Below are 18,554 nucleotides of genomic sequence, written 5' to 3' on the forward strand. Positions count from 1 at the left end.
CAGCACTCACCTTGCGCGAACCGGGCCCCCAATCTGAGAGAAGGATTCATCGTGGCGGAGCATAGCGTCCCGCTGTGATCTACGCCAAGGCACAATCCAGCCCGCACGGAATCGACTGCTGCTCGCCGTTCGCGGCGGTCGACCGAGCTCGGACCGGTTCGGGGCGCCCGGAGCGCCCGGACGTGGGGATCGTCGGTCGCCGCCCGGGACAGGTCGGGTGGTGCGTCGGCGCGGAGCATGCCGGAAAGGATCACGTGCAGCTGTCAGTTCCGGGGTGCCAGGACCTGCACCGGCACGGGGTCGGTCCTGCACGGTGCCGTCGCCGAGCTGTCCACGGCCGTTGCAGCCCCACGACAGAACGCCACCGCCACGGTGGCACCTCAGGCGAGGTGCCCCCGATGTCGCAGGCTGGGCGACGGCCGCAGCAGGGTGGGTCAGCTGTGGCAGCCACGGGGTGCGTGGGCGCACAGCGCGACCACGTCACCGGAAGGCGCCGACGCCAGCGCCGCCTGGGCACCAACGACGACGAATGCCAGGGCGGCAGCCGCGACGACCGCGCGAACCAATGTGGACATAATCGCCCCTTCGAGGTCGGGAAATTCAATGCAATCGATAATATCGTTGTCGGTTGATGCCCGACCAACGTCGGATTCCCTGGCGGGCGCAGATCGAGCATGCCGGGCCAATGCCGCCAATTCGGCGCGGCGCTTCCTTTGTCCAGAATTGCGGCAGAACCTGGCAGGAATGCGCAACGGCGGGTGGACCGGGCGGCGGACACGGTGGTCACCCGCTCGGCCCGGTCGGGATTCCGATGGGGGCGCATTGTTGGCGTACCGGTTCGTCGAAGCCACAATGCAGACAGCACACCGCCGCCACCACCACGAGTCCAGCCGCGCCTGCACACGGGCGCGCACGGCATGGCGGTCGACGCCCGGACAGCGGGCGAACCGCCGCGACGCGGGGCCGCAACCCGGTTCCGGGTGGCCCGGGCCGTCGATCGCCGGTGAACCTGTCCAGCTCACGAGTGCCCGGGAGGCCTGATGGCGTCGGCCGGCACGCTGCATCCACCAACAGGGCTGAGGAGATGATCCCGGCATGACGATGATCGGCCGGGCCGGGGAGTTCAGCGACGTCCTCGCTGCGGTACACGATCCGCAGACGGACGTGGTCCTGGTCACCGGCGAGGCCGGCGTGGGCAAGACCCGCCTGCTCGACGCCGTGTCCACGGCCGTTCCCGCCGTCCGCGCCTGGGGCACGCGGGGCCTGTCACACGTCCCGCTGGCGGCCCTGGCGCACCTGGTCGACCCGGCGACGACGTCACTTCCGGAGATGGTCGCCCAGGTGCTCCGGGCGGTCCCCGTCGGCACGGTGCTCGCGGTCGACGACCTGGACGGCTGCGACGAGGTCTCCCTGGCCGTCGCGGTACGGGTCGCCCGCGACGCCGGTCGCACCCTGGTCGGTACCGTCCGGACCGCCGACGCTCGGGTGCCGCCCGCCGTGGCCGAGCTCGCGGCGTCGTCGAACACCGTGCTCCTGCCGATCGCGCCGTTCGACCGGACGTGCACGGAGCAGCTGGTCGACGCGCTGCTCGACGGCCCGGTCGACGCTGGGATCGTCGACGACGTGTGGCGGCGGACCGGCGGGAACGCCCTGTTCGTCACCCAACTGCTCGACGGCGCGCGACGCTGCGGCGCGTTGCACCGGTCGGCGGTCGGCTGGCACGCCGTCGGGCCGCTGCCGGTCCCCACCGGGCTGCGCAGTCTCCTGCCGACGCGACTGGCGGGCCTGCCCGACGACGCCGTCGCCGCCGCCCGCTTCCTGGCCGCCACCGGCCGGGCGCACGACGACGAGATCGCGCAGGCCGGGCACCTCGCCGGAACCGAGCACCTGGTCGCCCACGGGATCGCGGTCTGGGCGGCCGAGACCGCACGGTTCGTGCACCCGTTGTTCGCCGAGGTGCTGTGGGAGGGGCTGTCACCCGCCCGGCGGCGGGCGGTGCTCCGCGAACACCTCGCGGTCGCCCGGACTCTCACGCCGCACGACCAGGTGCGGTGCACCGTGCTGAGCCTGGACGCCGGAGAGGCCGCGCAGCCCGGGCCGTTGCTGGCCGCCGCGCGGGTCGCTGCCGCCGGTGGTGCGACGGACGTCGCGGTACGGCTCGCCCGGGCGTGCCTCGACCGGGTCCCCGAGGTGTGGACCGCCCACCCGGAGGTCGCCGTCGGTGCCGCCCTCGTCCTCGCGGTCAACCTCTGGGAGACCGGGCGTGCCGACGAGGCGGTGGCCGTCCTGCGCGACGCGCTGGGCCGTACCCCACCGGGCAGGGACGCCGCCCTGCTCGCCGTGACCCTGCACAAGGTGGTCCTCTGGGGCTGCCACGACCTGCCCGCCGCCCGGGACGTGCTGCGACAGCAGTCCGCCCGCTATCCCGCCGGTGCACCGGTCGGGGCCCTGTTCGCGGTCGCCGAGGCCGACGCCCTGGCATACGCCGGGTTCCCCGACGAGGCGCTGGCACTCGCGTCCGGCGTCGGGGACGGCGTCACGCTGCCGTTGCCGGTCCGGACCATGCTGGCGACGAGCCGCAGCAACGCCCTGGCCCACCTCGGGCGGACCGGCGAGGCGGTCGCCGTCGTCGAGGAACTGCTCGACCAGGTCACGGACGCCGGGCCGGAGGCGACCGCCGGGACCCGCGACAAACTGCTCGTGTACGCCAGCCACGCCCTGCGCGAGCACGGTCGGCTCGACGACGCCGCGCACACCGCCGAACGTGCGTACCACGGCGCGCTGGCCGACGGGGTGGTCTTCGAGCGCGCCTGGGCCGCGGTGTGCGTCGGTGCGGCCCGGTTGCAGGCGGGGCACCTGGACGATGCGACGCGCTGGGCGCGGCGGAGCCTGGTGACCTCGGTGGCCGCCGGGATGACCGACTGCATCCGGGTCTGCCTGTCCGTGCTGACCGTGGCCCACGGCTCACGCGGTCTGACCCCGGAGCCGACGTGGGTGACCCACCTGCGCTCGCCCCGGGCGGGCCTGGGGTTCCTGCGCCACACCGTGCCGATCGCGCTGGGCTGGGCGGCGTACGCCGAGGGTCGTCACGCCCTGGCCTGCGACCTGCTGCGGCAGGGTCAGGCGAGGGCCGCGCGGGACCGGGCGGTGGCCGCCGAGTCCTGGATCCTGCACGAGCGCCTGCGGATGCACGACGGCGTCGGGGTACGGGCCCGGCTGGCGTCGCTCGCCGTCGGGTCCCCCGTCGGCGTGGCGCGGCTGGCCCTGGCCACCGGGCTGGAACGTGCCTGCCCCGCGACCTTGTCGGAGGCCGCGGCGGCCTTCGAGACGGTCGGTTCACCCCTGTACGCGGCAGAGGCCGCCGCGGCGGCGGCCCGGTGCGCGTCCGGTCGGGCTGCGGCGGCGGCCCGGCGACGGGCCGCCGAGCTCGCGCACGAGGTGGGTGACCCGCCGACCCCGCTGCTGGGCCGGTCACCCGTGCCCGCCGACCCGTTGACCTCCCGTGAGCGCCTCGTCGCCGAGCTGGCCGCGGGTGGGGCGACGAACGCCGAGATCGCCGGGCGCCTGGTCCTGTCGGTACGGACGGTGGAGAACCACCTGTTCCGCGCCTATGCCAAGCTCGGGATCAACTCCCGGGGTGACCTCGCCCGGTACGGGATCCCACGCCGGTAGTCGCGGCGTCCGACGGCGGCGCGGCGGGCGTCGGCGACGACAGCCGCACCGCCGTCGGACGGCGGTCTCAGCAGGTGCCGCCGCCGGAGGCGCAGCCCCCGGGGGCCCCGCCGCCGGTCGCCCCGTCGAGCGGGTTGGGCAGGTCGGGGCGGGTCTCGGGCGCGGCGGTGTTCCAGCCGGTCCCGAGGACCATCGCCCCGACGTGGGTGCTGGTGTCGTCACCCGAGAACAGGGAGATCAGGTCCCTGCGGTGCATGGCCGCGGTAACGTCGTCGTCGGTCAGGACGCCGACCACGGAGGGTGCGTCCTGGACCGGGGTGACCGTCGAGCCCTTCATCGTGAGCAGCTTCTCGATCGCGGCGGCCGTCTCCTGGTGCGAGAGCCAGGCCGTGCCGGGCAGGGTCAGGCCGGTGCCCTCCTCGCCGGTGGTCATCGCATCGGTGCAGTTCTCACCCTTGGCGTCGCACTTCTGGGTCTTGGTGGTCGAGGAGGTCTCCTTGCCGTTCTTGTCGACCGTCCGCTCGGTGTGGGTCTTCGTCGTGCCGGTGACCTTGCCGTCCTTGTCGCGCTCGTACTCGGTGGTGTCCTTCGTGATCGTCGTGCCGCCGTCCTTGCCTCCCGTGTGGACGGTCTCGGTCTCCTTCACGACGTTCCCGTTCTGGTCGCGCTGCGTCCGCTCGGTGTGGTACCTGCCGCTCAGGTCGTAGTACGCCTCGTCGGTCGAGGACCCTGCCGTGTTCAGCTCCGGGTCGTAGTACTCGGTCCGGCTGCTCGACGTGCAGATCATCTCGCACCCCGGCGTACCGGGAGTGGTCCTCGACGAGGACCCGTCGCCGTACTCCGTGGCCCTCGTGCCGTTGTCGCTGCTCGTGTTCTTCTCGCCGCCGTGGCTGGCCGCCCACCAGGCGGTCACCCCGTCGTACGCGCCGTACCAGCTGCCGTTGAACCGGCCGAGGTCGATCCCCATCGTCTTGCCGCCGCTGTCGAGGGTCAGGCCGAAGGTCAGGCCGGTCTTCCACGGCGCTTCGACACCGAGGCCCTTGAGCAGCCCGTCGTCGATCCCGGCGAGCGCGAGGCTGCCCCTGCGGGTGGGGATGCCGAAGACCTCCGACGGCAGGCCCGACCCGATACCGCCGGGCAGGTCCTGCAGGTTGAGCCACTTCTTTTCGAGGCCCTTGACGAACTCCTCCGGGAACACGGCCCACGTGCCGTACCCGAGTTCGTAGGTCGGCAGTTTCCCGTCGATCGTCGCGTCCAGGACGAGGGACAGCGGCGGGGTGCTCGCCGGGTCGAGCGGGTCGTAACCGAGGGCGGTCTCGTCGGCGTCGGCCACACCGTCACCGTCGGAATCCACCACCCCCAGCGCCAGATAGCAGGCGGACAGGTCGCACACCCGCAGGTCGGCGAGCCCGTCGCCGCGTCGGCCGTCGGCGGCGTCGGCCGACGAGGCGAGGGTCGTGGAAAGCAGAAGGGCGCCGCAGGTCAGGGTCGTCAGTGCGCGCCGGAACCAGGTAGGTGCGGAATTGGTAGTGGGAGAGGACATCATGGGGGCGAACCTAGGGACCTGCTGCGGGCATGTCCTGAGTAGTGCGTACTCAAACGTCGGCCGCACAGCGCGGTGATCGTCCCGGCCGCCGTGCGACCCCGTCACCGTCGTCAGACCGAGGAGCAGCCCCGACGGGTGGTGCGGTGGCGAATCGGATTGCCCGGCTCTCGTCGTCCCTGCCAGGATGCCGCCATGTCAATCGCCGAGACCTCTGCCGAGGATGCCCTGGTCGCGCTGCACACGTCGCTCGACGAGCGGCGCCGGCCGGAGGAGGTTGCGCATCTCGTGCTGCGGGTGGTGGGCGGCCAGCTGGGACTTCGGGACCGGATGACGTTGGGGTGGGCGGCTCGTGCGGCAGCACGCTGGAACGGGTGGAGTTCGATGTCGGCGGACTTCGCCCGGCCGATCGGTGGTGCCCGTCAGATCGACGCCGCCGCGCGGCTGTTCGAACTGCCGCCCGGTGGCGTCGACCCGGACGATCCCGTTTCGCTGCTTGATTTCTCGGCCCGCCTGAGCGAATCCCTCGGTGCGGTCGATCCGGCCCGGCTGGACTTCCTGCGCGACCGGTTGAACCGGGAGGGCCGGGCCGCGGCCGGGATCGAGCTGTCGAAGCGGCAGTACAACCGGCGATTCCGGGTGAGCCAGCGCCTGCTGGCGAAAGCCGACAGGTTGGCCGTCGAACAGACCAAGCGGCAGTTGACCATGGTCGCGCGGGCAGGATTCGCCGCGAACATCGAGCGGGATGCTTTTCTGGCAGATCCGTGGGCGGGATGCTTCGTGGCGTATCTGACTGCCAAGCGGAAGTTGCGGCGGGAGTTCACCCTCTCAGGGCGGGACAATCCGTACGACGACATCGCCGACCTGATGTTCAGGCACTGCGCCGCCAACCCTGCGACGGACTGGTGGATGATCGCCCAGGCCCATCCGACGCCGCCCGTGCTCGCCCGGCTGACCGAGGCGCAGCGCGGTGAGCTGCTGGGCCGGTGGTGGGCGACGATGCGTCAGGTCGCGGCGTTGCTCAAGCGGGTGTGGACGGCCAGCGAGTTCGACCGGGCCACCATGATCGTGAGGCGGGGTAACGACTCGTCGACCTGGAACCTCCTGTGCGGCGCGTACAACGCCGCACGGGCGGCCTGGCTCGCAGCGCTCGACGCCGCCGGCAGCCTCGGACTGCTGCAGGCGTCCTGCCCGGGCAAGGCGATGATGCTGATCGCGGCGGACCTGGCGGCCTGGCACCGGTCGACCGGCGGCGGCCTGCACCCCGACGTGGGCGTATGGGCTCGGCTACCACTGCCGTGGGACGTCCTCGACGGCACCACCGCCTGTACCCGCGCGGAGGTGGAGGCGGCATGCGCCGATGCTGGCGTCGACCCCGTCACGTCCGGTTGGACGGGCCCTAGGACACCCGCAGCCACCGGGCGCTTCCGCCCCACGCCCGAACTGGTGCACGGGGTATCGATCGTGGACCCGCTATGGGCGTCGATGCTGCGTGCCGGTGGGGCGTTCTCCGGAAAGATGACCAAGGGCGGCCTGGCGCACACGCCGATCCCGGGTGACGTCGTGGTCAGCGAGCTGCCGGAACGGGATGGACACGTCAAGCCGTGATCGGGCAGCATGATCGCGCCCGTCGTAGCTCAGCGGTAGAGCGCCCGGCTCTGGACCGGGTGGACGCTGGTTCGAGCCCAGCCGACGGGGCCGTGGAGATCCGTTGTAGCTCAGTGGTAGAGCACCCGGCTAGCTGCCGGGAGGACGCCGGTTCGAGCCCGGTCAACGGATCTCCCCGAATCGCCACGGTACGGGTCCGATGGACGTCAACTGTGGGGCCGAGGTGGGCAGGCTCCCCCGTGCGGGCCGGTGGGTCTCCGCCGTACTCGTGATCCGTGCACCATGGAGGACAAGCTCCACCTGTACGTGATCAAGAACGTGTGGTCCCACCGGATCGTCGGCTACCCCCAGCCGGCCTCGACTGCGGCGTTGCGATCCGCACGCGGCAGCAGCCGGTCCACCGCTCACCGCTCCATCCGGTACGCCGCCGCACCTGCCCCGACCATACCTGCACCTTCTGCCGCAGCGGTATCCGCCGACGAACGACGTCCCGCAACGGCCTGACACACCAGCTGGAGTGTCAGGCCATTGCGGGACCGGATGAAGTGGGTCATGGCGGAGCTGAGGGCGATGCCGGGTTGGTCGACCCACGATCAACCCGGCTGGGCTCGCCACGCCCAACGGGCAACTGCAGTTGTTCTGGCTGGTTGTCCTGCCCTGTGGAGCGCTCGGTCAGCAGCGGTTCGCGACGCAGAGGGGAAGACCGTCGTTCGGCCCGGAGCCGTTGATACCCGGTGGCGCGGTCGGCGTCGGATCGTTCGGCATCGGCGATGGGTTGGCTGGTGCCGGCCCACCCGCCGCATCGTTGTTGAACCATGCCCGGACGCCACCCTGGGCATCGAGGACGAGATAGTCGGCGCGACGGTCACCGTTGATCTCCGCCAACTCCACCCTGTCGCGGGTGTAGCCGACGCCCGAGGCGATCACCCCTTGGGAGGTCCACGCCACACCGTTGCCGGTGCCCGTGTTGAGCCACGCCCTCACCTGGCCCTGGTCGCCGACTGCCAGGTAGTCGTCGCGGCCGTCGCCGTTGAGATCGGCGAACCGCACCTGGTCGCGGGGAGCGCTGCTGGAAGCGATCAGACTCTTCCAGTCCCACGGATCGGGGTGGCCGTAGCGGTCGTTGAGCCAGGCGGTGACCCGCCCGGCGTCATTGACCACAAGGTAGTCGTTGCGGCCGTCGCCGTTGACGTCGGCCAGGACCACCTCGGCGCTGGTCGCACCGACGTTTCCGGCCATGTCACCCTGGTAGTTCCACGGCCGGCTACCCTGCCGGCGCGGGGCCGGTGGATTGGCGCGGTAGGAGGCGGTGCAGGTCGGACGGGTGCGGCGGACTCGGCGACTCCTCGCCGCGCAGGAGGGCGAGGAGTCGCCGCATCGCCTCCCGACCCTGCCGTTCCCGGTCGACACTGACCGTCGACAGGGTCGGACGCGTGTAGTGGCCGATCTCGTCGTCGTCCCAGCCGAAGACACTGATCTGGCCGGGGACGTCGATGTCCAGGCTCTGGAGTCCCTGGAGGATCCCGAAGGCGACCCGGTCGTTGGCGGCCAGCACGGCGGTGGCTCCGCAGTGGGCCAGCACCGTGGTGGCCGCCTCCCAGCCGGATCGCACGGTCCAGTCGCCGTCGACGACCGCGCAGGAGGTGAGCCCGAGTTGCGCCACTGTCGTCTCGTAGACCCGGCGGCGGTTGCGCGCGGATGCCCACAGGTCGGAGCCGGCGACGTGGGCGAAGCGGCGGTGTCCGTCGGCGGCGAGCCGGCGGACGATCTCGGCTATCGGTGAGGCGTCCGCGAGTACGCCCTGGGCCCGCATGTTGTCGTCGTACTCGCCGTCGACCAGCACCGGTACGGGGAAGGACGTCAGGTCGAGGTCCGCCATCCGGGTGGCGAGCGGGGTGAAGGACAGCACGGCGTCCACGTTCTCGGGGGACAGCAGGGTGCGCATCCGGTCGGCTCGGGCGGCGGCGTCGCCTTCGAGCCCGACGACGTCGAGCAGGTATCCGGCTTCATGGGCTGCGTCGGTGGCACCGCTGAGCAGGCGGGTCGGCACGAAGTCGGTGGTGTCGGGCAGTACGACGGCGATCCGGCCCGATCGCCGGGTCCGCATCGATCGGGCGGCGAGGTTCGGCCGGTAGTTGAGCCGTTCGATGGCCTGGGTGACCTTTTCCAGGGTCTGGGGCTTGAGTCCGCCCCGGCCCTTGAGGAACCGGGAGACCGTCTGGTGGGAGACGCCGGCGGCGCGGGCGACTTCGTGGATCGTGGCGGCCCTCCCGGCGCGGCCGGCGGGTTCTGTTTGCCCGGTTGGCATTTCTCTCATTCCCCCTGGTGGGCGGTGGTGATCGAAGAGCGTTGACAGAAAAGTGATCGATCACTATCGTGACCCTAACGCATAGATGCCAATCTAATTGACCGGTGGACTCTCGGGGGTTCTGCACCGGATTGCCGGCGACGCCGCCCGCCGTCCGTCGGCAGGTCAGCGCGCCCGGTGTCCGGGCGTGGCCCGCCCGGGTCCACCCGGTTCCCGTCTGCAACCGATCACCATCGGAGCCGGCCCGAACGGGATGGGCCGCCCCTCCGCTGGTTCGTCGCGCGCCCGACCGCCGACAGGGCGACCGCCGCCGATGCCGGCCTCCGTAACGCTACGACCAGGAGAACCGTCGATGAGCAGATCCCGTCCCGCCGCCGTGGTGACAGTCGTCGCCCTCGCGGTCGCGCTCACCGGCTGCGCCGCCCCCGGGCGCGCTCCGGTCGCGGCACCGCCGACCGGGGTGCCGGACCTGCCGACCAGGCCGGTCGTGCTGCGCATCCTGGACGTCTCCGGCGTCCTCGCCCTGACCAAACCGGTCATCGAACGCTTCGCCCAGGAACATCCGCAGCTCGTGTCGTCGGTACGGTACGAGAGCGGCACACCCACCGATGTCGTCGGCAAGCTCTACGCCCAGCAGCAGTCGGGCAACGTCACCGACGACCTGGTCCTCACCGGCACCGAGGGTCTCTCCCTGCTCGCCAAGCAGCAGACCGTGGTGCCCCTGCTGCCGGGCTACGCCGCCGCCCTGCCCGACCCGGCCGGCGTGATGACTCCGGCCGCGCGGCAGTTGCAGGACGCCCTCAACGGCAACGCAATGATCATCTCGGGCCAGCCGGACGGCCCGGTGCTCGCGTACAACACGCGGACCGTCGCACATCCACCGCGCACCCCACAGGAGCTGCTAACCTGGGCGAAAGCACATCCGGGACGGTTCGGGTTCGCGGCCGTGCCCACCGGCAGCGGGCCCGCCAACCAGTTCGTCGACGCGCTGCCCCACATGCTCGGCGACCCGAACCCGGCCGACCCGAAGACCTGGACGAACACCTGGGCCTATCTGGCGGAGCTCAACAGATACACGGCGCCGTACGCCACCAAGACCGTCGACACCTTCGACGCCCTCGCCAAGGGATCGCTCGACATCGTGCTCAGCGAGACCGGCTTCGACGTGCAGATGAAGGCCAAGGGCGTGCTCGGCGACCACTTCGGTCTCCAGGCGTTCGACGACCCGGTCACCATCGAGGTCGCCCAGTGGGCCGCCGTACCGAGGGGGGTGGACCCGGACCGGCTCGCCGTCGACCTGGCCCTGATCACGTATCTGCTGGAACCCCGGCACCAGGCGATGACGATCCCGTTCCGCGCCGCCTTCCCCGTCCACGGTGTCGACCTGTCCATGGCCCCCGCCGACGCCCAGGCCCGCTACCAGCGGCACGGCAGCCCGGACTTCAACCGGCGGCTGCTGGCCACCGCGCAGGTGCGCAACCCGGTGGTGGGCGATCACGTGCAGGTGAAGTACGACATCTGGAACAGGTCGATCGGGTCGACGAAGTGACCGGCCGGGGCTGCGGAGGCGCACTGCGTGTCGACGCCCTGCGTCGCGAGTTCGGCTCCTTCACCGCGCTGGAGGGCCTTGACCTCGACGTACCCGCAGGTGAGTTCGTAGCGTTGCTGGGCCCGTCCGGCTGCGGCAAGTCGACGGCGTTGAACCTGCTGGCCGGGCTGCTCGATCCGACCGCCGGCACGATCAGCCTGGACGGGCGGCGCATCGACCGGCTACCGCCGGAACAGCGTGGTATCGGAATGGTCTTCCAGAACTACGCGCTCTTCCCCCACCTGACCGTCACCGACAACATCGCCTTCGGCCTGCGGATGCGGGGGTGCCCGAAGCCCGAACGGGCCGAGCGGGTGCGGCGGGCCCTCGACCTCGTCCGGTTGCGGGCGCAGGCCGACCGGTATCCCCGCCAGCTCTCCGGAGGCCAGCAGCAACGGGTGGCGATCGCCCGCGCCGTCGTGGTCGAACCCCGCCTGGTGCTGATGGACGAACCCCTGTCCAACCTCGACGCGAGCCTGCGGATGGATCTACGCACCGAGATCCGGGTGCTGCACCAGCAGCTCGGCCTCACCACCATCTATGTGACACACGACCAGACCGAGGCGCTGTCACTGGCCGACCGGCTGGTGGTGCTCCGCGACGGCGCGGTCCAGCAGGTCGGCACACCCGCCGAGGTGTACGAGCGGCCCGCCAACGCGTTCGTGGCCGGGTTCGTCGGCTACCGCAACAGCCTGCCGGGGACGCTGGCAGGCGGGGTGTTCGACGCCGGCGACCTGGTGCTGCGCGTCGGTGGACACGGCACCGACCGGCCCGCCCCGGGCCCCGCCGTCGCGATGATCAGACCCGAGGATCTGCTGCTCGTCCGGGAACCGACCGCCGGATCCGGCAACGAGGTGCCACTCGACGTGCGGGTGTGCGAGTACCAGGGCCGGGGTTTCGCCATCGAGGGCAGCGGACCCGGTGGCCACCTCCTGCACTGCCGGTCGGACCGGCCGTTCCGGCCCGGCGAACGGGCGGTCGCCGTCGTCGCGCCGGACCGGGTCCGGCTGTTCGCCCGACCGCAGACGGAGACACCGACGCCCGACCGGGCCCTGCCGGTCGGCGGACAGCCGTCATGAGCGCGAGCGGGCCCACCGGGGATCACCTGCTGCGGTGGCGGGACCGGGCCCGCCGGCGGGGCGTCACGCCGACGGTGTGGCTGGTCGTGCCCGGCGCGCTGTTCATGGTCGTGTTCTTCGTCTATCCGGTGTGCTACGGCGTCGGGCTGTCCTTCCAGGGCCCCCAGGGCTGGTCCTCGGCCTATCGTGACTTCTTCGCCGACCGGCTGGTCAACAACCACGGCAGCCGCAGATCGATCCTGATCACACTGGAGCTGGCGCTCGCCGCCTCGGTCGTCAACGTCGTGCTGGCCGTGCCGATCGCCTACCGGATGCGCGGCCGGGTCCGGGCCAAACGCGCCCTCATCGCTGTCGTCCTGGTCCCCATGACCCTGGGCACCGTCTTCGTCGCCTCGGCGATGAAGGAGTTCCTCGGCCCGTCCGGCTGGCTCAACCGGGCGTTGCTCGGCGTCGGGGCCATCGAACAGCCGCTCCCCCTGGTCGGAAACGTCACCGGAGTGCTGCTGTCGCTGGTGTTCACCGGGCTGCCCTTCGCGTTCCTGCTGATGGTCGGCTACACCTCAGGCATCGACCCGGGCCTGGACAAGGCCGCCGCGGTCTGCGGCGCGCGACCCGCCCAACGGTTCTGGCTGGTGACCTTCCCGCTGCTGCTGCCCGGGATGACGATCACGTTCTGCCTCTCCTTCGTGCTGGCGTTCGGGGTGTTCCCCTCCGCCACCCTGGTGGGCAACGACGCCGGTCCCACCCGCGTGCTGTCGAAGGTCGCCTACACCGAGTACAGCTACGGGCACTACCCGACCGCGTCCGCCGCCGCCGTGGTGATGGCGGTCGTCCAGTTGGCGGTCCTCGGCCTCGTGCTGTGGGCACGCGGGCTGCTGCACCGCGGGCCCACCACCGGAGGCAAGGGATGACCGACGTCGCCGCCACGTCCACCGGGCAAGCCGCCCCGCCCCCCGTCGGGGACGGACGCCGCCCGCCCGGGTACACCCTCACCGGCGCGGTCACCTGGGGCGGGCTGTGGGTGTTCGTCGGGGGCCTGCTGCTGGCCGTGGCCAGCGTCCTGCTCGCCTCGCTCACCACGCAACTTGCCGACGGCTGGTTGCCGCGCGGCTACACCACCCGCTGGTACACGCAGTCGTGGACCACCTTCGGCCTCGGACGGCTGCTGGTGACCACCGTCGAGGTGGGGGTGGCCGTCGTGGCGGTGACGCTGGCGGTGGCGCTGCCGACCGCCTACGTGCTGGCCCGGCTGACCTTCCCCGGCCGCCGGGTACTCCTGCTCCTGTTCCTCGTGCCGCAGGTGGTGCCCGTCATGACCTACGCCGTGCCGTTGGCGACCCTGGTCTACCGGCTGCGACTCAACGACACGCTGGCCGGGATCGTGCTGGTGAACCTCGTCCCGGCCATCCCCTTCGCGGTGCTGGTGCTCATCCCGTTCGTGGAGCAGGTCGATCCCCGCATCGAGCAGGCGGCCCGGGTCTGCGGTGCCACCAACCGTCGGGTCTTCGTGCACATCCTCGGTCCGCTGCTGGTGCCCGGCCTGCTGGCAGCCGGTGTCCTGACCCTGGTACGGGTCGTCGGCCAGTTCGAACTGACCTTCCTCGTCTCGGGTCCGGACAGTCAGACCCTCGTCGTCGCGTTGTACGGCGCGGCGGTCCAGGCCGGGGAACTCGCCTCCCAGGAGATCAACGCCATGGCGACCGTCTACATGGCGACCACCCTCACGTTGCTGCTCGTCGCCCTGCGGGTGGTCGATCCGACAGCGGTCGCCGCGCGGGACGGACGGTCCCGCCGATGAACCCCACCAGCGCGAAGGAGCACACCGCATGACAGGTCGGGACGGGCGCATCCGGGTGGCCGTCGTCGGGACCGGCGGCATCGCCACCGGCAGCCACCTGCCCACGGTCCAGGCGCACCGGGACCGGGTCGAACTGGTCGCCGCAGTCGACGTGGACCCCTCCCGGGTCGCACAGTTCTGCGCCCGCGCCGACATCACCGCCGGTTACACCGAGGTCGACGAGATGCTCGCCGCGCAACGACCGGACCTGGTGCACGTGTGCACGCCGCCGGCCGAGCACATCGGGCAACTCGAATCGATCCTCGCCGCCGGCAGTTGGGCCTGGGTGGAGAAACCTCCGTGCCGCACACTCGCCGAGTTCGACCGGATCACCGCCGCCGAGCAGGCCAGCGGGGCCTACGCCTCGGTGGTGTTCCAGCACCGGTTCGGCTCCGCCGGAATGCACGCCGCCGACCTGATCGCCGCCGGTGAGCTGGGCCGTCCGCTGTTGGCGCAGTGCACGACCGCCTGGTACCGCCCGCCCGCCTACTTCACCGTCCCCTGGCGCGGTAGCTGGGCGTCCGAGGGCGGCGGCCCGACCATGGGGCACGGCATCCACCAGATGGACCTGCTGTTGACCCTGCTCGGCCCCTGGGAGGAGGTGACCGCGATGGCCGGGCGGTTGGACCGCGACGTCGAGACCGAGGACGTGTCGTTGGCCCTCGTCCGGTTCACCAACGGCGCGCTGGCCAGCGTCACCAACAGCATCCTGTCACCTCGTGAGGAGAGCTACCTACGGATCGACCTGTCCGACGCGACAGTCGAACTGACCCACCTGTACGGCTACCGCGACAGCGACTGGACGTACACCGCCGCCCCGCACGTGCCCGAACAGCGCCGTCAGCGGTGGCGGACGCCGACGCCCGACGTGCCCAGTTCGCACGCCGCCCAGTTTCCGCTGCTGCTGGCGGCGTTGCGGGCCGGCACGCGTCCACCGGCCAGCGGAGCCGGTGTCCGGAGCACCCTCGAACTCGTCACCGCCCTGTACCAGTCGGCCCTGACCGGTCGGGCGGTGCGCCGCACCGAACTCGTCCCGCAGAACCCCTTCTACCACGCCCTGCATGGCGACACGGCCGGCTGGGCGCCGGCAAGGAGCACCGCATGAACCGCAACATCCCGGTCGACGTGGCCCTGCGGGTCCGGCACGACGTCGGTACGGCCGTCACCGTCAGCATCCGCGACCAGGAACTGGTGTCCTACGTGTACGGTGCCGAAACCGACCCGTGGGAGTGCCCGGCGCCCTTCTTCCACCCGGTACGCACCACCGCCGGCAATCTCGTCTCGGCACACCGCCCGCACGACCACCGCTGGCACAAGGGCGTCGCCATGACGATCTCCCATCTGTCGGGGGAGAACTTCTGGGGCGGCTACAGCTATGTGCGTGACGAGGGCTACCAGCGGCTCGACAACGTCGGGTCACTACGCCACCAGGCGTTCCCCCGGTTCGACGTCGGCGTCGACCGACTCGACCTCACCGAGCAGGTGCACTGGCACAACGCCCGGGGCCGGCCCTGGATCGAGGAACACCGGGACATCGCCGTACACGGCGTCGACGAGGTGGCCGGCACCTGGGAACTCACCATCGCCAGCGCGCTGACCAACGTGAGCGGGGACGCGCTGGAGATCGGCAGCCCCACCGTCTTCGGCCGCGAGGCGGCCGGCTACAGCGGCCTGTTCTGGCGTGGGCCACGGGATCTGACCGGCGGGACCATCCTCGCCGCCGGTGGCCTGGAGGGACCCGGTGTGATGGGACAGCGGGCGGCGTGGCTCGCGTACACCGGCCCGCACGATGTCGTGGACGCGGCCTCGACCCTGGTCGTTGTCCCCGACCCGTCCGCCGAGGACAGCCCGCCCGTCTGGTTCGTGCGCAACGAGCCCTTCGCGGCGGTCAATCCGTCGTTGGCGTTCGCGGAGGAGGTGGTCCTGCCGGCCGGGACGACCCTGTGGCGTCGGTACCGCGTCGTCATCGCCGACGGCGTCTGGACTGCCGGTCGCGTCGAGCGGTACCTGGAGGACAACCCGTGGTGAACCTACCCAACGGCATCGGTGTCTCCGGGCTCGAGGTCTATCCCTGGGCGGCATCCGACGGCTGCCACGGCGGCTCACCGCACCTGCACACGGCGTGCACCGAGGCGTACGTGGTGGTCGCAGGGCGCGGCGAACTGCACACCCTGACCCTCGCCGGCCCCGCCACCACACCGCTGCTGCCGGGGACCGTCGTCTGCTTCACGCCGGGCACCGTGCACCGGGCGGTCAATCTCGGCGACCTCAGGGTGTTGGTCATCATGGAGAACTGCGGGCTACCGGAGGCCGGGGACGCCGTACTCACGTTTCCGCCGGAGGTCCTCGCGGACCCGGCCGCATACGCCGAGGCTGCCGATCTCGGACCGGAACCCACCCACTCCCCCGCGGCGGGGCGCCGCGCCCGCCGTCGCCGCGATCTCGCCGTGCAGGGCTACCTCGCGATCCGGCGGGACCTGGCCTGCGGTGACACCTCCTCGCTGCGGGCCCTGTACGACGCCGCAGTGTCCCTGACCAGTGCCCGGACCGCCCAGTGGCATCGCATTCTCGACACCGGCCCGGCCGCCTCCCTCGCAGAGGTACGCCGCCGCCTGCGCTCGCTGGCCGAGGGCTCCGGCACCCACCTCGCCGAGGCCAAGGTCCACTCGCAGGCGGCGCCCGAGCCCGACCGGCGTCCGTTCGGCATGTGTGGCCGGCTCAGCCCCTACCGGTGACGTGAACGCCGGGCCGGTCAGCCACTCCACCACCGGTGCGGGCTTCCCGCCCGAACCGCACACCGCGCACGGTGCGCGCTCCGACCGCCCGTCGACCTCCGACGGGCACCTCCCGTCCCCGGATCTCTCCAGGAGGAGACCGATGTTCTTCCCCCGTACCGGACGACCGGTGGCCGCCGCGGCCGTCGGTGTCCTGGTGGCCGCCGGCATGGTCACGGTCACCACCGACACCGCCTCGGCGGCAGCCACCACCACGATCACCGTCGACTACGGGTCCGACCGGGGAGCGGCCACCCAGATCGCCAGCGGCTTCCTGCACGGCATCTCGGCGTCCTCGCCCGCGCAGTATCTCGTCGACGGTGTCAGGGTCCGGTCGCAGCGCGGCGCCGACCACCACCCGAACCTGCCGAGCCTCCACGACCCCGCCACGTACCGGCGGGTCTCGGCGACCGGCGCGAACCTGCGGGTCGGCCTCTACTACTACTCGGCGAACCCGAACAGTCCGTACCGCAACTACCGCCCGGGTGACAACGGCAACTTCAGCACGTGGACGACCATCGTCAACGGTGTCATGTCCGAGGCGGAGCAGAAGGGCTACCGGGTCAACGCCTGGATTCCCTGGAACGAGCCGGAAGCGCAGTGGGGAAACCTCTACACCACCACCTACTTCCAGGCACACAAGGTGGCCTACGACGCGGTGAAGGCACGCAACTCGTCGTACCGGGTCGAGGCACCGGAGCTCAGCGCCTACAACTTCACCAAGCTCCAGCAGTTCCTCACCTACTGCCGCGACAACCGCTGCCTGCCCGACGTCCTGTCCTGGCACGAGCTGAGCCCGGCCCCCACGGACGTGCCCGGTCACACGGCGCAGATCAGAAGCTGGATGCAGGCCAACGGCATCACCCCGATGCCGATCGCGATCACCGAGTACCAGGGCAGCAGCTACGGCAACGCGGACGCCTGGGCGGCGGGGCCGAACGTCCGCTGGCTGGCGCAGTTCGAGCGCAGCGTCCCCAACGGTCTGGAAGACGCGTTGGCCTCGGACTGGGACTACATCGGCGGCGACGGCAACTTCATCGCCACCCTGGGAAACTCCGCCGACAAGGCGACCGGCACGCTACCCAAGGGTGTCTGGTGGAACTACAACACCTACAAGACGATGACCGGCCGGATGGTCACCGTCACCTCGTCGTCCGCGACCACCGTCGACGCGCTGGGGTCGTTGGACACCGGCCAGCGCCGCGGTGTCCTGCTCATCGGCAACCAGACCACCGGTGACCAGGGGGTCTCGCTTCGGCTGAACAACGCCTCGGCGCTGGCGCTGTCCAACGTCGTGCATGTGCGGGCGGAGCGGGTGGCCAACACGCCGACGCTGTCCACGCCGACGGTCGTGCTCGACGCGGACGTGCCCCTGTCCTCGGGCGGCGTCACCCTCGCGCTCGGCACGCTGCCCACCAACGCCGTGTACAAGGTGCTCGTCACCCCGGCCACGGCGAGCGCGCCGATCACCAGGTACGAGACGGAGTCGCTGTCGACCGCCGCCTCGCCCGGCCTGACCAGTCGGGTCTTCACCGAGGCCGGCGCCAGCGGTGGCGCGGCCTCCGCCCTGGACGGAACCGCAGCGGGTCAGTACCTCCAGTTCACGCTCCCGGTGAGCACCTCCGGGGTGTACCAGCTGCGTGCGATCCTCAAGAGCAACACCAACCGGGCGTTCCAGGCCCTCTACGTCGACGGCGTCATGGTCGGTCCGCCGCAGGACGAGTACGGGAACGCCGCCTACTATGCGGCCGACTACGGCACCCTGTCGTTGTCCGCGGGCAACCACACCCTGCGGGCCGTGGCGGTGGGCAGGAACCCGGCATCCAGCGGTTACAGCATGGTCTACGACCGGTTCGACCTGGTGCGGGTCGGCTGATACGGCAACGGCGGGCGGGGTGCCGTGCCGTCGGTGGTGGCAGGTCCGGGCCTGGTGTCGGCGACGTCTGCGTCGTCGGGACCAGGCCCGTTGCGTGGTGGACCGTGATCCGTCGCGCGGCGGTGGTGGTGGAGCGGACGGGCGCGTTTCCGGCCACATCGACACGTGCACCCCGGGGGCGACCGGAGACGTCCTCACAGCGTCGGGGCGTGCACCGTGCCGTCCTCGGTGCCGCCCTGCCGGGTCGCCGTCGAATCCGCGGTGTCGGC

14 protein-coding genes and 2 tRNA genes are annotated in these 18,554 nt (G+C 71.4%); 12 read left to right on the forward strand and 4 right to left on the reverse strand.

The window, feature by feature from the left end:
- Nucleotides 1-6: 6 nt before the first annotated feature.
- Nucleotides 7-468, reverse strand: a complete 462-nt coding sequence (locus tag ACN265_RS19720) for an RCC1-like domain-containing protein (protein ID WP_421408905.1) — start codon at nucleotides 466-468, stop codon at nucleotides 7-9.
- 627 nt (nucleotides 469-1,095) lie between these two features.
- Here ACN265_RS19720 and ACN265_RS19725 point away from each other — a divergent pair.
- Nucleotides 1,096-3,672, forward strand: a complete 2,577-nt coding sequence (locus ACN265_RS19725) for a LuxR C-terminal-related transcriptional regulator (RefSeq protein ID WP_421408906.1) — start codon at nucleotides 1,096-1,098, stop codon at nucleotides 3,670-3,672.
- A 67-nt stretch (nucleotides 3,673-3,739) separates the two neighbouring features.
- On the opposite strand, the gene ACN265_RS19730 is transcribed toward ACN265_RS19725, so the two are convergent.
- A complete protein-coding gene (locus tag ACN265_RS19730) occupies nucleotides 3,740-5,215 on the reverse strand; it encodes a thrombospondin type 3 repeat-containing protein (RefSeq protein ID WP_421408907.1) in 1,476 nt (491 codons plus the stop codon).
- Between the two features lie 195 nt (nucleotides 5,216-5,410).
- On the opposite strand from ACN265_RS19730, the gene ACN265_RS19735 reads away from it, so the two are divergent.
- From ACN265_RS19735 to ACN265_RS19745, 3 genes are all read left to right on the forward strand, one after another.
- On the forward strand, nucleotides 5,411-6,823 hold the full coding sequence (locus tag ACN265_RS19735) for a hypothetical protein (RefSeq protein ID WP_421408908.1): 1,413 nt from the start codon (nucleotides 5,411-5,413) through the stop codon (nucleotides 6,821-6,823).
- 18 nt (nucleotides 6,824-6,841) lie between these two features.
- Nucleotides 6,842-6,913: transfer RNA gene (locus ACN265_RS19740), tRNA-Gln, on the forward strand.
- Nucleotides 6,914-6,922: 9 nt separating this feature from the next.
- Nucleotides 6,923-6,994: transfer RNA gene (locus tag ACN265_RS19745), tRNA-Ala, on the forward strand.
- 501 nt (nucleotides 6,995-7,495) lie between these two features.
- On the opposite strand, the gene ACN265_RS19750 is transcribed toward ACN265_RS19745, so the two are convergent.
- Nucleotides 7,496-8,062: an FG-GAP repeat domain-containing protein gene (locus tag ACN265_RS19750; protein WP_421408909.1), complete on the reverse strand. Its 567-nt coding sequence runs from the start codon at nucleotides 8,060-8,062 to the stop codon at nucleotides 7,496-7,498.
- 25 nt (nucleotides 8,063-8,087) lie between these two features.
- Nucleotides 8,088-9,131 carry a LacI family DNA-binding transcriptional regulator gene (locus ACN265_RS19755; protein ID WP_421408910.1) on the reverse strand — a complete coding sequence of 348 codons (1,044 nt, stop codon included), beginning with the start codon at nucleotides 9,129-9,131 and terminating at the stop codon, nucleotides 8,088-8,090.
- Between the two features lie 352 nt (nucleotides 9,132-9,483).
- On the opposite strand from ACN265_RS19755, the gene ACN265_RS19760 reads away from it, so the two are divergent.
- The 8 genes from ACN265_RS19760 (at nucleotide 9,484) to ACN265_RS19795 (ending at nucleotide 18,285) form a co-directional block, all read left to right on the forward strand.
- Nucleotides 9,484-10,680 (forward strand): extracellular solute-binding protein, encoded by a 1,197-nt coding sequence (locus ACN265_RS19760; protein WP_421408911.1) that lies wholly within the window; start codon nucleotides 9,484-9,486, stop codon nucleotides 10,678-10,680.
- Complete coding sequence (locus ACN265_RS19765) at nucleotides 10,677-11,798, forward strand: ABC transporter ATP-binding protein (RefSeq protein WP_421408912.1); 1,122 nt, start codon at nucleotides 10,677-10,679, stop codon at nucleotides 11,796-11,798. Before ACN265_RS19760 ends, ACN265_RS19765 begins: the two co-directional genes overlap by 4 nt.
- The gene (locus tag ACN265_RS19770) at nucleotides 11,795-12,709 is read left to right on the forward strand and encodes an ABC transporter permease (RefSeq protein WP_421408913.1); all 915 of its coding nucleotides are present in this window, start codon (nucleotides 11,795-11,797) and stop codon (nucleotides 12,707-12,709) included. Before ACN265_RS19765 ends, ACN265_RS19770 begins: the two co-directional genes overlap by 4 nt.
- Entirely contained in the window at nucleotides 12,706-13,596 is an 891-nt protein-coding gene (locus ACN265_RS19775; protein WP_421408914.1) for an ABC transporter permease, read from the forward strand. Before ACN265_RS19770 ends, ACN265_RS19775 begins: the two co-directional genes overlap by 4 nt.
- A gap of 28 nt (nucleotides 13,597-13,624) precedes the next feature.
- Entirely contained in the window at nucleotides 13,625-14,740 is a 1,116-nt protein-coding gene (locus ACN265_RS19780; protein ID WP_421408915.1) for a Gfo/Idh/MocA family protein, read from the forward strand.
- On the forward strand, nucleotides 14,737-15,663 hold the full coding sequence (locus ACN265_RS19785; RefSeq protein WP_421408916.1) for a PmoA family protein: 927 nt from the start codon (nucleotides 14,737-14,739) through the stop codon (nucleotides 15,661-15,663). Before ACN265_RS19780 ends, ACN265_RS19785 begins: the two co-directional genes overlap by 4 nt.
- Nucleotides 15,657-16,370, forward strand: coding sequence for a cupin domain-containing protein (locus tag ACN265_RS19790; RefSeq protein WP_421408917.1), 714 nt, complete (start codon nucleotides 15,657-15,659; stop codon nucleotides 16,368-16,370). Before ACN265_RS19785 ends, ACN265_RS19790 begins: the two co-directional genes overlap by 7 nt.
- 142 nt (nucleotides 16,371-16,512) lie before the next feature.
- Nucleotides 16,513-18,285, forward strand: coding sequence for a hypothetical protein (locus tag ACN265_RS19795; protein WP_421408918.1), 1,773 nt, complete (start codon nucleotides 16,513-16,515; stop codon nucleotides 18,283-18,285).
- Nucleotides 18,286-18,554: the final 269 nt, after the last annotated feature.

This window comes from Micromonospora sp. WMMD730 (genome assembly GCF_049178955.1).
Classification (GTDB): Bacteria; Actinomycetota; Actinomycetes; order Mycobacteriales; family Micromonosporaceae; genus Micromonospora; species Micromonospora wenchangensis.